This window comes from Thermomonospora catenispora, assembly GCF_006363815.1.
Classification (GTDB): Bacteria; Actinomycetota; Actinomycetes; order Streptosporangiales; family Streptosporangiaceae; genus Thermomonospora; species Thermomonospora catenispora.
Genome location: NZ_RRYT01000009.1, coordinates 113573 through 125678, shown reverse-complemented (window position 1 = coordinate 125678; position 12106 = coordinate 113573). Strand labels below are relative to the sequence as shown.

Below are 12106 nucleotides of genomic sequence, written 5' to 3'. Positions count from 1 at the left end.
CGGCCGCCGCGCGAGATCTCCGGAGCCCCGCCCGCGGTCGCGCAGCGCGCGGCGCCTTCGCCCCTCGGCCGGCCTCCGGCCCGATCCCGGGTTCAGTCCCAGGCGCGGGCGAGGCGGGCCAGCTCATCGGCGTACTCGATGCGCTCGGCCCATGCGGCGGGCCACGCCTCCAGGCCCAGATGGGCGCCCGCGAACGCCCCGGCCAGGCAGGCGATCGAGTCCGAGTCGCCGGAGCTGGCCGCACCCCGCCGGATCGCCGACACCGGGTCGTCGGGGAACAGCAGGAAGCACAGCAGCCCGGTCGCCATCGCCTCCTCGGCCACCCAGCCCGCCCCGGTGATCAGGCACGGGTCGGCGTCCCGGTCGGCCCGCGCCAGCGCCGACTCCAGCCGGTCCAACGCGGCCAGGCACTCGTCCCACCCCCGGGCGATGAACGCCTCCGGGGAGTCCGCGGCCCCCTGCCGCGACGCGCCGTCCCCGCTCGGACGCCGCCACAGGTCCTCCAGCCAGCGGGAGCGGTAGACGGTCCGCTGCCGGTGGCAGCGTTCCCGCAGCGCCGCGGGCAGCTCGGCCGGGTCCATGCCCTCCCGCAGCCACCACACGGCGAACGCGGTCAGCTCACCGGCCGCCAGCCCGGTCGGATGCCCGTGCGTCAGCGCCGCCTGCAGCTGCGCCGCCCCCGCCCGCTGCTCGTCGGTGAGGCCGCGCACCAGGCCCACAGGCGCGACCCGCATGACGGCCCCGCACCCCTTCGAGTCGTGCACCGTCGCCCGCACCCACGGGACGCCGCGGTCCAGGTCCCGGCAGGCCCGCAGGCAGGTGTTGCCGGGGGCCCGGTCGTTCCGCGGATCGTGGAGCCAGTCGATGAAGCGCCGCCGCCAGTGCGGCAGCACCCGTTCGGGCGTGAGCGGGGGACGCTCCAGCGCGTCCAGCAGCCCTTCGGCCACCGCGATCGTCATCTGCGTGTCGTCGGTGACCAGCGCGGGCGCGTCGGGCGGGCCGGGCAGGTCGGCCGGCCCCAGGGGCCCGTAGCGGCGACGGATCTGCTCCATGGACAGGAACTCGGTCGGCGCCCCGAGGGCGTCCCCATAGGCGAGCCCGAACAGGCAGCCGCCGGCGGCGTGTGCGATGGGGGGCATGCCGCCGACCCTACAGCCCGATCAGCCTCGCGACCCGCTCCCGGTGCGCGGCGGGGGAGCCGAACAGCAGCTGCGAGGCCTTGGCCCGCTTGAAGTACAGGTGCGCGTCGTGCTCCCAGGTGAACCCGATGCCCCCGTGGATCTGGATGTTCTCCCCGGCCGCGCGGAAGAACGCCTCCGAGGTGTACGCCTGGGCCAGCGCCGCCGCCGTCGGCAGCTCCGCCGGCTCCTCGTCGGCCACGGTCGCCGCGTGCAGCACCGCCGACCGGGCCGACTCGACCTCCACCAGCATGTCGGCGCACTTGTGCTTGACGGCCTGAAAACCGCCGATCGGCCGGCCGAACTGGCGGCGGGCCTTGGCGTGCTCCACGCTCATCTCCAGCACCCGCTGCGCCCCGCCCAGCTGCTCGGCGGCCAGCGCGACCAGCGCGACGTCTCGGGTCCGCGCCAGGATCTCCGCCCCCGCCCCCGGCGGGCCGACCGGCCGGGCCGGGACGCCGGAGCACTCCAGCCGCGCCAGCCGCCGGGTCTGGTCCAGCGTGGGCAGCAGGGTCCGGGTCAGCCCGGGGGCGTCGCCGTCGACCGCGAACAGCGACACCCCCTCCGGAGTGCGCGCCGCCATCAGGATCAGATCGGCGACGTGCCCGTCGAGGACGAACGCCGCGGTCCCGGTCAGCCGGTCCCCCTCGGCCGTGACGGAGGTCCCGTCGCCGTCCCCGGTGTGGACCAGCGTCCCGATCACGGTCCCGTCCGCCAGGCCGGGCAGCAGATCCCGCCGGGCCTTCTCATCGCCCGAGGCCAGCAGCGCGTGCACGGCCAGCACGGCGCTGGCGAAGAACGGGGCGCACACCAGGGCGCGGCCCATCTCCTCCAGCACGATCGCCAGCTCCCGCATCCCGCACCCGGCCCCGCCGTGCTCCTCGGGGACCGCCAGCCCCGGCAGCCCGAGCTGCTCGGCCATCCGCCGCCACACCGCCGGGTCGTACCCCTCGGGGGTGGCCATCAGCCGGCGCACCTCCCGGGAGGGGGAGACCTCGGCGAAGAACCGGCGCAGCGTCGCGCGCAGCTCCCGCTGCTCCTCGGTGACGGCCAGCCGCATGCCCGAGCCCCTTCCGGCCCCCTTCTCCTCGGCGTGGGGCCGGTCGCCCACGTTAGGGCGCCCAGTCGTGCGGCCCCAGCACGTATCCCGCCGAACGGGACCGGAGATGGTTCAGCTCCACCAGGCGGTCCAGCGCCCGCCGCACCTCCTCCCGGTCGCGCCCGGTCTCGGCGGCGATCTGGATGACGTCGATCTCATCCAGCGCCCGGCCGTCGGTGTCGACGCTGGCGACCGCGTCGTAGACGTACAGCTCCAGGTCGGTCAGCTCGTGGACGTCCGCTTGTCTCTCCCGCATGGCCGCAGGGTGCCCGCTGCGGGCGGATCTAGGCGTCCCGGGCGCGCGGCAGCCGGGCCGTCACCACCAGCCCGCCGCCCTTCCGGGGCGTCGCGCCGGACCGGCTGGGCACCGACCTGCTCACCGTCGCCCCGGGCAACGACCTGTTCGGCGACCGGGCCGCGATGCCGGAGGAGGCGATCGGGATGATCGGCCGGATCCCCGGCGTGGAGGCGGTGTCGGGCACCGCGCTGCTCGAGGACGTCGAGGTGTACCGCACCGACCGCGTCCCCGAAGAGGAGAGCGGCGGGATCGCCGTCCGGGCCGCCCACCCGGGGCCGCTCCACCGTCCGGGCGCGGGTCCGGCACGGGGCCTGGCTGAACGCCGCGACCGCCCGGTACCCGGCGGTGGTGCTCGGCTCCGCCGCGGCCGAACGGCTCGGCATCGGCGCCGCCGGCCCCGACGTGCAGGTGTGCCTCGACGGACGCTGGTTCACCGTGGTCGGCGTCCTGGAGCCGGTCGAGCCGGTCCTCGAACCGGACGACTCCGTGCTGGTCGGCTGGGAGGCCGCCGAGCGGCGGCTCGGTTTCCGGGGGAACCCCACGGTCGTCTGCACCCGCGTCGCCGAGGACCGGATCGAGGCCGTCCGCGACCTGCTGGCCGCGGCCGCCGGCCCGCAGGCGCCCCACGAGGTCGAGGTCAGCCGTCCCTCCGACGCGCTGGNCGAGGTCGAGGTCAGCCGTCCCTCCGACGCGCTGGCCGCCAAGGCCGCCGCCGAACGGGCGTTCACCGGGCTGCTGCTCGGGCTGGGCGGCGTGGCGCTGCCGGTCGGCGGCCTCGGGGTGGCCAACACGATGGTCGTCTCGGTGCTGGAGCGGCGCGCCGAGATCGGGCTGCGCCGCTCGCTGGGCGCCACCCGGGGCCGCATCCGCCTGCAGTTCCCCGCCGAGTCGCAGCTGATGGGGGGCTCGGCGGCGTCGGGGGCGTGGGCCCGGGCGCCGCGGTCGCCGCCGGCTACGCGCACGCCCGGGGCTGGCCCGCCGTGGTGCCGGCGTGGGCGATGGCCGGGGGAGCGGCGGCGACCCTGCTGATCGGCGCGGTCGCGGGGCTGTATCCGGCGCTCCGGGCGGCGCGGCTGCCGCTGGCCGAGGCGCTGGCGTCGCCGTGAGCCGGTCACGGCGTGTCCGGGCCGTCCGCGGGACCGGGACGCGCCGTGACTACGATGCCCGTAGCCTTTCCGGATCCGATGAGGAGTCCCTGCGAGATGAGCTGGTTCCGCTGCGCCGAGAGCAGGCCGTGGGCGTCGCTGCGGCTGATCTGCTTCCCGCACGCGGGCGGCTCGGCGGTCGCCTACCGCCCCTGGGCCAAGGAGATCGGCCCGGAGATCGAGGTGCACGCGGTGCAGTACCCCGGCCGCGCCGACCGGCTCGCCGAACCGCTGATCGACGACCTGCACCGGCTCGCCCGCCTCATCGCCGGGGCGCTGGTCCCCCTGATGGACCGGCCCACCGCCCTGTTCGGGCACAGCATGGGCGCGATCGTCGCCTATGAGACCGCCCGCCTGCTGGAGGAGCGCGGCACCCCGCCGACGCACCTGTTCGCCTCCGGGGCCCGCCCGCCGCACCGCCGTGACGTGGACGAGGAGGGCCGGATCGCCGACGCCGACGACGACGCCCTGGTGGAGGCCCTCACCCTGCTGGGCGGAAGCGACGCCGAGGCGCTGGCCGACCCCGAGCTGCGCGAGTTCGTGCTGCCGTACGTCCGCAACGACCTCCGGATGATCGAGGACTACCGGCGCCGCCCCGGCCCCAACCCCTCCGTGCCCGTCACCGCCGTCATCGGCGACGGCGATCCGCACGTGGACGAAGGACGCGCCCGCGAATGGGCCGACGCCACCGAGGGCCCCTTCGCGTTGAAGGTCTTCGAGGGCGACCACTTCTACCTGATCCCGCGGCGGTCCGAGCTCCTCGGCGAGATCCGGCAGGCCTTGCACCTTCCGTGAGCCCTGCCGGACGTGCGGGCCGCGCCGGGTCCGCGACCGGGGACCGGGCCGGAGGCCGAACCGCCGGAGGGAGGCCGGATCAGGCGGGCGGGGTCTGCCGCAGGGCGAGGGCGGCCGCCTGGGTGCGGGTGGCGACCCCCAGCTTGGCCAGGATGTTGGACACATGGACGCTGGCGGTCTTGGGGGAGATGAACAGCTCGGCGGCGATCTCCCGATTGCCCAGGCCTTTGGCGACCAGCCGCAGAACCTCGCGTTCGCGGGCGGTCAGGGCGGCCAGCGGGCCCTCCCGGAGGTCGGGCTCGGCGACCGCGAGGCGGGCGCGGCGGCCCAGGTCGTCCAGTGCGCGGCGGAGCGGCCGGGCGCCGAGACGGTCGGCGGCCTCGACGGCCTGCCGCCAGTGGACGGCCGCGGCCTCGCGGTCGCCGTGGGCGGCCAGCGACCGGGCCAGCCGCCACCGTGACCGCGCCACCTCGTAGACGAACCCGTAGTCGAAGGCGTCCACCACCGCCCGCCAGTGCTCGGGGGCGTCCTCACCGCGGGCTCGATGCCACTCGGCCTCGGCCCTGGCCAGCCACGCCTTGCCCTCCTCACCCAGCCAGCCGCGCTCGTGCCCGTCGACGGTGCGGGTCGCGGCCAGTCGGGCGCGCGCGACCGCCGCGTCGGCGGCGTGCACGGCCCGTTCGACGGCGGCGTCGTCACCGGCGGCGCGCGCCCGCGCCGCCCGGTCCGCGTGCGCCCACAGCGCGGTCGCGGCCAGCCGGATCACGGCCGGATCGCCGTCGGGCAGGACGGCCAGCGCGGCGTCGGCGTGCTCGAGGGCCGACTCCTCATCGCCCCGCCACAGCGCGTGCTCGGCGGCCAGGCCGCGCGCCAGGAACAGGATGAACTCGTCGGCGTCCCACAGCCCGGCCAGCCACTCCAGCCGTTCCTCCACCACGGGGGAGCCCTGGGCGACCTCGCCGAACAGCGCGAACGCCGACAGCGTCCCCTCGAACACGGTGGCGGCCCGCACCGGGAATCCCTCGGCGAGCCGGGCCGTCTCCGCCCAGTCGCCGGTCGTGTAGGCCACCAGGTACTGCAGGAAGCGCATGTTGATGCCGTAGGTGCTCCAGGCCAGCCCGGCGTCGAAGGTGAGGCGGACCCCCTCGGCGATCGCCTCCCGGGCGCCGGTCAGGTCGCCCCGCTCGAACATCGTCCGCGCCCGGTTGTATCCGGCCCGCAACGCCACCTGCAGGTCCCCCGAGCCCAGTCCCAGCCGCCAGGCCGCCGTGAACGTCCGCTCGGCCCCGGAGTCGGGCCGGGTCGGCTCCTCGTGCAGCCCCAGCGAGATCAGCGCGCTGGCCTCGGCGTCGGTCGCGCCGGTGGCCCGGGCCGCCGCCAGCGCCTGCTCGGCCGTCTCGCGGAGCCGGCCGCGGTCGCCGGAGGAGAAGATCGAGCGCGCCAGCGTCGCCAGCGCCCGGGCGCGCTGCGGGCTGGGCGGGTCGGCCGGCAGCAGGTCGATGGCGGTGCGGGCGGCGGCGATCGACTCCTCGATCCGCTCCAGGTCCCCCAGGTAGTAGGCCAGCCGTTCGTAGACCTCGCTGAGCAGCGGCCGGTCGTCGGGGTCGACGGACTCCAGCAGCCGCTGCACCCGCAGCCGGGCCCGGCGCAGGTCCCCGGCCGCCGCCGACGCCGCCGCGGCCCGCAGCGACAGCCGCACCCGGTCCGTCCCGGCCGTCCGTTCCGGCTCGGGCACCGCCTCCCACAGCGACAGCGCCCGGTCGTAGTGCTCGTGCGCCTCGGCCGGCGCGCCGACCCGCTCGGCCTGCCGGGCGGCCCGCACCGACGCGGCGAACGCGGCGGGCAGGTCGTGCGCGGCCATGCTGTGGTGGGCCAGCTCGGCGGCCGATCCGCCGTCGGCGGCCAGCAGCGCCGCGAACGCCGCGTGCAGCCGGGTCCGCTCCCCGGGCAGCAGATCCCCGTACACCGCCTCGCGCAACAGGGCGTGCCGGAACGCATACCCCTCCGGCCCGTCGGGCAGCAGCAGCCGGTGCGAGACGACCTCCCGCAGCGCCTCCTCGCAGGTCGTCTCGTCCAGCTCCGACGCCCGGCGCAGCAGCCGGTCGCCGACCCGTCGCCCGGCGACGGCGGCCACCCGGACCACGCGCTGGGCGGGCTCGCTGAGCCGCTCCAGCCGGGCCAGCAGCAGATCGGCCAGGGCCTGCGGCAGATCCTCCCCGGCGCGGGCGGCGGCCAGCAGCTCGGCCGCATAGAACGGGTTGCCTTCGGAGCGGGCGTGCACCTGCGCCGCCAGCTCGGCGGGCGGCTCGGCGCCCTCCAGCGCGGCCAGATAGGCGGCGGTCTCGGCCGGTCCGAAGGGGGCCAGCTCCACCGCCGACACCGCGGGCAGCCGCAGCAGCTCGGCCACCACCGGGCGCAGCGGATGCCGCCGGTGCAGGTCGTCGGTGCGGTAGGTGCCGATCAGGCAGACCCGTTCCCGTTGCAGCACCCGGCTCAGGAACGTCAGCAGATCCCGGGTGGAGCGGTCCGCCCAGTGCAGGTCCTCCAGCACCAGCACCACCGGGCGGTCGTCGGACAGTTCGCCCAGCAGCCCCAGTGTCGCCCCGAACAGGCGCTGCTGGGCCACGTCGGCGGCGTCCCCGCCGGCCGCGCCCAGGCCGTCGGGCAGCAGCCCGGCCAGCACCGGCCGGGCCTCCACCGCCGCGCGCACCGCCGCGCGGACCTCGGCGGGGACGGCGGGGTCGCGGGCGGCCGTCCACAGCGCGTCGGCCAGCGGCAGGTACGGCATGCTCTCGCCGAGCGCGGCGCACTGGCCCTGCAGCACCAGCCCGCCCCGCTCCCGGGCGATCGCGCACAGCTCGGCCACCAGGCGGGACTTGCCGATCCCGGCGTCTCCGCTCACCAGCACCACCGCGGCCTGCCCGGCCTGCGCCCGCTCCAGCGCCCCGACCAGGCTCTCCAGCTCGTGACGCCGACCGATCAGGTCGTCCCGCCTCACCGGTCGCCTCCATCCGTCGTGTGCCGGTCCGCCGCCGTGAGCGAGCGTACCGGCGGACGGGGCCGTCCCGTCGTCCGCCCGCGGGCGGCGAAACGGCGGCCCGGCGTCGCCGGGCCGCCGTCGCGGCGGGGGTCGGAAGGGCTCTCAGACGCCGGCGCCCACCGGCTCCTCCGCGTCCTGGGGCTCCTCGGCGGTCGGCTCGGGCGCGGGGGCGGGCAGCAGCCCGGCGTAGACGCGGGCGGTCTCGGCGCCGACCCGCTCCCAGGTGTAGCGGGAGTGGGCGCGGTCGGCGGCGGCGATGGCCCACGCCGACAAGGTGGTCTCCTCGCCCAGCAAGCGGCGCAGCGCACGGCCGATGGCGACCGGCTGGGCGGCCGGCACGTGCAGGCCGGTGACGCCGTCCAGCACGCTGTCGGCGCTGAGCCCGGCGGGCACCGTCACCACCGGGACGCCGCAGGCCATGGCCTCCAGCGAGGTCATCCCCGACGGCTGGTGCGGGGCCAGGCACAGCACCAGCCGGGCGGTGCGCAGCAGCTTGGGCACGTCCTTGCGGGGCAGCCGGCCCAGCATCCGGACGCGGTCGGCGACGTGCAGCTCCTCGGCCAGCGCGGTCAGCCGCCGCACGACCGGATCGGCGCGCAGGTCCTCCGCGGGCGGGCCGCCAGCCACGACCAGCTCGGCGTCGGGGACGTGCACCAGGGCGCGGATCGCGGTGGCCACCCCGCCGCTCTCCAGGTCGCCGCAGACCATCACCAGGCGGGGCCGGTGTCCGCGCGGCATCGTCGGTCCGGTCTGCCGGAACCGGTCGCCGTCCACCCCGCAGGGCACCACGGCGATCTGCGGGCGGGCCACCCCCATCCGGACCAGCTCGTCGGCCTCGTGGTCGCATCCGGCCAGCACCCGGCCGGCGCCGCGGCCGAGCGCCCGCTCGATCCGGATCCGGGCCGGGTGGACGGTGCGCCGCCCGCCGGGACGGCGGCTCTCCACCACCCCCAGGCCGTGGAACGACTGCACCAGCGGGACGTCGAGGTCCTGGACGGCGGAGTGGGCGGCCAGCCCGCCGAGCCAGCCGTGGGCGTGCACCAGCTCCGGCCGCTGGCGACCGTGGGACAGCCGCCGGGTCAGTTCTTCGGCGAAGGTCTTGACGTGCGGGAGGACGGCCGCCTCGTCCAGCGGCCGGGCCGGGCCGGCGTCGAGGTGCTCCATGGTCGCGCCGACGCCCAGCCGGACTCTGGGACGCGCTCGTTCGTCGGTGCGCCGGGTGTAGACGGTCACCCGGTGCCCTTGCCGGCCGAGGGCGCGCGCCAGCTCCGTGACGTAGACGGCGTGGACGCCCGCGAGGGGCTCGTGCGACAGGTCGGCCAGGGTGACGAGCGCGATGGTGAGCGAAGAAGCGGGCATGACGCAGCCTCCGAATCGAGCGCAGGGAGAAGAAGGTGGAGGTATCTGCGTCTTAGACACCCACGTTGATCTTTCTTTCCGTTCGTCTTCTCCACCAAACCTGCAAAGTCGGAAGTTTCTCCCTCGGCGGGATGGTCCGGTTCTCCCGCGCGTCGCGGACCTCGTCCCGAATCGCATCCCGCGCGGAATCCCGATCGTCGTCTCGATCCCCGATCGTCTTGCGCGAAGGGTCGGAAACACCGGACGGGCTCGCCGATACTGAGGGGATGCGCGGCAGAGTCTGGTACGTGGCGTACGGGTCGAATCTGGCGAGCGAGCGGTTCCGCTGTTATCTGGTCGGCGGACGGCCGCCCGGCGGCGCCCGTCGTCATCCCGGCTGCCGGGACACCACGCCGGTGCGGGCCGAACGGCCGATGACGCTGCCCGGCGGGGTGTACTTCGCGCACACCTCGCCGACCTGGGGCGGCGGGATGGCCTTTTACGACCCCGGGCTGCCGGGCCGGGTCGCAGCCCGTGCCTACCTGCTGAGCGTGAGCCAGTTCGCCGATGTGATCAGCCAGGAGATGCACCGCGAGGTCGGGCGGGACCTGGATCTGACGGAGGCGGTCCGCACCGGACGGCAGCGGCTGGGCCCCGGCCGGTACGAGACGATCGTCAAGGTGGGGGAGGACGGCGGCGTCCCGATGCTGACCTTCACCGCCCCGCACGGCGCCGCCGAGGCGCGGCTGAACGCCCCGTCGGCGCCGTATCTGCGGGTGCTCGGCCGCGGCCTGCGCGAGTCCCACGGCTGGTCGGTGGAGCGCGCCGCCGGCTATCTGGCGCTCCGCCCCGGTGCGCGGGACGGCTGGACGCCGGAGTCCGTCGCGCGGCTGCTGCGCGGATAGCGCATCAGCAGGCTCGCCTGCACGTCGTCGGCCCCGACGACCTGGTAGCGGTGCGGGACGTCCGCGCGCCAGGACAGGTGCCCGCCCGGCCCCAGGGTCCGCGGCGCGTCGACCGGCCCGGCCCGCAGCGTCCCGGCGAACACGGTCAGGTGCTCGGTCGTCCCCGGCGGATGCGGCGGTGAGGTCTGCTCGGTGCCCGCCGGGAAGGTCAGCCGGTACAGCTCGTAGGTCGCCGACTCCTCGTCGAACGCCTCCAGCAGGGTGGCCTGCACGGAGGCGCCGCGCAGGGTGGGCTCGCCCCACCGCGGCAGCAGCGCGGTGATCGGCACGGCCAGTTCGGCGGTGACCGCCCACAACGTCTCCAGCGTCGGGTTGCGGACGCCCGTCTCCAGGCCCGAGAGGGTGGCCTTGCCGATCCCGGCCCGGCGGGCCAGCTCCGACAGCGAGATGCCGCGCTCCTCGCGCAGCGCGCGCAGCCTCCGGCCCATCTCGGCCAGGTCGATGTCCATCGCGGGACGGGACGTGCTCGCGTCGGACTTCATGTGCGCTATGGTTCCATATCCGGAACGTTCCGGATATGGAACGAAGTGGCGGAAGGCGGCGGCGATGGGGCGGGTGACGCAACCGGTGCTGGCCGGGATCGTGGCCGGGCTGGTCGCGTTCGCCAGCTCGTTCGCGGTCGTGCTGGCGGGGCTCCGCGGGGTCGGGGCCACCCCGGAGCAGGCCGCCTCCGGTCTGCTGGCGGTGGGCGCGGGCGGCGGGCTGGTGGCGATCTGGCTCAGCGTCCGGCACCGCATGCCGATCAGCATCGCCTGGTCCACCCCCGGAGCGGCGTTGCTGGCCTCCACCGGCGCCGTCGAGGGCGGATTCCCCGCCGCCGTGGGCGCGTTCGCCGTGTGCGGGCTGCTCTTCGCGATCACCGGGCTGTTCTCCCCGCTGGGCCGGTGGATCGCGGCGATCCCGCCGTCGCTGGCCGCCGCCATGCTCGCGGGGGTGCTGCTGGAGCTGTGCGTCGCCCCCGTGCGCGCGCTGGCCGAGCTCCCGCTGTCGGCCGCCCCGGTCGTGGCGACCTGGGCGCTGCTGCTGCGGTTCGCCCGCACCTGGGCGGTGCCCGCGGCCCTGGCCGTCGCGGCGGTCGCCATCGCGGTCGACGGGCCCGACGGCCTGGACGGCGCGTCGCCGGTCCCGGTGATCGAACCCGTCGCCCCGGTCTGGACCCTGCCCGCGATGGTCGGCATCGCGCTTCCGCTCTACCTGGTCACCATGGCCGCGCAGAACGTTCCCGGCGCGGCGCTGCTGGCCGGCTACGGCTATGCGCCGAGGCTGTCGTCGGTCCTGACCGGCACCGGGCTCGGCACCGCCGCGCTCGCCCCGCTGGGCGGGCACTCGATCAACCTGGCCGCCATCACCGCCGCGCTGGTCGCCGGCCCCGACGCCCACCCCGATCCCGACCGACGCTGGATCGCCTCGGTCGGCACGGCCGCCACCCTGATCGTGCTGTCCCTGGGCTCGGGCCTGGCCGTCGCGCTGGTGCTGGCCTCTCCGCCGGTCCTGGTCGAGGGGGTCGCCGGGCTGGCCCTGCTGGGCGCGCTGGGCAACGCCCTGACCACGGCCGCCGCCGACGCCGACCGTCGCGACGCCGTCGTGGTCACCTTCGTCGTCACCGCCTCCCCGGTGAGCATCGCCGGAATCGGCTCGGCGTTCTGGGGGTTGCTGGCCGGCGTCGTGATGCTCGCGCTGCACCGCCGCCGGCCCCGCCCTGACGGGGGCGGGGCCGAACGCGTGGGTCATACTGCCCCCATGAACGTCGGCGACGTGGTGGAGGACTTCGAACTCCCCGACGAGCGGGGCACGCCCCGCAGACTCTCTGAGCTGCTGGCCGACGGGCCGGTGGTGCTGTTCTTCTACCCGGCGGCGATGACCCCCGGCTGCACCGCCGAGGCCTGCCGCTTCCGCGATCTGGCCGCCGAGTTCGCCGAGGCGGGCGCTCGGCCGGTGGGGATCAGCGCCGATCCGGTGGAGCGGCAGGCCGAGTTCACCGCCAAGCACGATCTGGGCTATCCGCTGCTGTCGGACGCCGACGGCGAGATCGCCCGGCGCTTCGGCGTCCGGCGGGGGTTCGCCCTCGCGCCCACCAAGCGCCGGACCTTCGTGATCGACACCGACCGGCGGATCCTGGAGATCGTCAAGAGCGAGATCCGCATGAGCGTCCACGCCGACAAGGCGCTGGCCGCGCTCCGCCGTCGCGGCGCCTGAGCGCCCACGGGCGGGCGGCCGGAACGGCGAGGACGCCCGCCGCGCAGTGCGA

At 76.2% G+C, this 12106-nt stretch carries 11 protein-coding genes; 4 read left to right on the top strand and 7 right to left on the bottom strand.

Annotation, left to right across the window (positions count from 1 at the left end; translation table 11 throughout):
* Positions 1–92 precede the first annotated feature (92 nt).
* The 4 genes from EIO00_RS09915 to EIO00_RS24145 are packed head-to-tail and all read right to left on the bottom strand — an operon-like array spanning position 93 to position 2792.
* The gene (locus tag EIO00_RS09915; protein ID WP_140177425.1) at positions 93–1139 is read right to left on the bottom strand and encodes an ADP-ribosylglycohydrolase family protein; all 1047 of its coding nucleotides are present in this window, start codon (positions 1137–1139) and stop codon (positions 93–95) included.
* 10 nt (positions 1140–1149) lie between these two features.
* Positions 1150–2238, bottom strand: coding sequence for an acyl-CoA dehydrogenase family protein (locus EIO00_RS09910; RefSeq protein ID WP_140177423.1), 1089 nt, complete (start codon positions 2236–2238; stop codon positions 1150–1152).
* Positions 2239–2290: 52 nt separating this feature from the next.
* Positions 2291–2533: a hypothetical protein gene (locus EIO00_RS09905; protein ID WP_140177421.1), complete on the bottom strand. Its 243-nt coding sequence runs from the start codon at positions 2531–2533 to the stop codon at positions 2291–2293.
* Between the two features lie 28 nt (positions 2534–2561).
* Positions 2562–2792, bottom strand: coding sequence for a hypothetical protein (locus EIO00_RS24145; protein ID WP_161602684.1), 231 nt, complete (start codon positions 2790–2792; stop codon positions 2562–2564).
* A 128-nt stretch (positions 2793–2920) separates the two neighbouring features.
* On the opposite strand from EIO00_RS24145, the gene EIO00_RS25795 reads away from it, so the two are divergent.
* A complete protein-coding gene (locus EIO00_RS25795; RefSeq protein ID WP_479681605.1) occupies positions 2921–3604 on the top strand; it encodes an ABC transporter permease in 684 nt (227 codons plus the stop codon).
* Between the two features lie 173 nt (positions 3605–3777).
* On the top strand, positions 3778–4515 hold the full coding sequence (locus EIO00_RS09895; protein ID WP_140177420.1) for a thioesterase II family protein: 738 nt from the start codon (positions 3778–3780) through the stop codon (positions 4513–4515).
* 79 nt (positions 4516–4594) lie between these two features.
* Here EIO00_RS09895 and EIO00_RS09890 read toward each other — a convergent pair whose 3' ends face one another.
* Positions 4595–7513: a helix-turn-helix transcriptional regulator gene (locus EIO00_RS09890; RefSeq protein ID WP_140177418.1), complete on the bottom strand. Its 2919-nt coding sequence runs from the start codon at positions 7511–7513 to the stop codon at positions 4595–4597.
* Between the two features lie 144 nt (positions 7514–7657).
* A complete protein-coding gene (locus EIO00_RS09885) occupies positions 7658–8914 on the bottom strand; it encodes a glycosyltransferase (RefSeq protein ID WP_140177416.1) in 1257 nt (418 codons plus the stop codon).
* Between the two features lie 266 nt (positions 8915–9180).
* On the opposite strand from EIO00_RS09885, the gene EIO00_RS09880 reads away from it, so the two are divergent.
* Complete coding sequence (locus EIO00_RS09880; RefSeq protein ID WP_140177414.1) at positions 9181–9798, top strand: histone deacetylase; 618 nt, start codon at positions 9181–9183, stop codon at positions 9796–9798.
* Here the strand turns inward: EIO00_RS09880 and EIO00_RS09875 are convergent.
* On the bottom strand, positions 9726–10340 hold the full coding sequence (locus EIO00_RS09875; RefSeq protein ID WP_140177412.1) for a helix-turn-helix domain-containing protein: 615 nt from the start codon (positions 10338–10340) through the stop codon (positions 9726–9728). The genes EIO00_RS09880 and EIO00_RS09875 overlap by 73 nt on opposite strands.
* Positions 10341–10404: 64 nt before the next feature.
* Here EIO00_RS09875 and EIO00_RS09870 point away from each other — a divergent pair, with 64 nt between their 5' ends.
* Complete coding sequence (locus EIO00_RS09870; protein ID WP_140177410.1) at positions 10405–12054, top strand: benzoate/H(+) symporter BenE family transporter; 1650 nt, start codon at positions 10405–10407, stop codon at positions 12052–12054.
* Positions 12055–12106: the final 52 nt, after the last annotated feature.

What these genes read in the sequence shown, in the direction of transcription:
- EIO00_RS09915 (WP_140177425.1), bottom strand. Translation starts at nt 1,139, where the DNA reads ATGCCCCCCATCGCACACGCCGCCGGCGGCTGCCTGTTCGGGCTCGCC.
- EIO00_RS09910 (WP_140177423.1), bottom strand. Translation starts at nt 2,238, where the DNA reads ATGCGGCTGGCCGTCACCGAGGAGCAGCGGGAGCTGCGCGCGACGCTG.
- EIO00_RS09905 (WP_140177421.1), bottom strand. Translation starts at nt 2,533, where the DNA reads ATGCGGGAGAGACAAGCGGACGTCCACGAGCTGACCGACCTGGAGCTG.
- EIO00_RS09895 (WP_140177420.1), top strand. Translation starts at nt 3,778, where the DNA reads ATGAGCTGGTTCCGCTGCGCCGAGAGCAGGCCGTGGGCGTCGCTGCGG.
- EIO00_RS09885 (WP_140177416.1), bottom strand. Translation starts at nt 8,914, where the DNA reads ATGCCCGCTTCTTCGCTCACCATCGCGCTCGTCACCCTGGCCGACCTG.
- EIO00_RS09880 (WP_140177414.1), top strand. Translation starts at nt 9,181, where the DNA reads ATGCGCGGCAGAGTCTGGTACGTGGCGTACGGGTCGAATCTGGCGAGC.
- EIO00_RS09875 (WP_140177412.1), bottom strand. Translation starts at nt 10,340, where the DNA reads ATGAAGTCCGACGCGAGCACGTCCCGTCCCGCGATGGACATCGACCTG.
- EIO00_RS09870 (WP_140177410.1), top strand. Translation starts at nt 10,405, where the DNA reads ATGGGGCGGGTGACGCAACCGGTGCTGGCCGGGATCGTGGCCGGGCTG.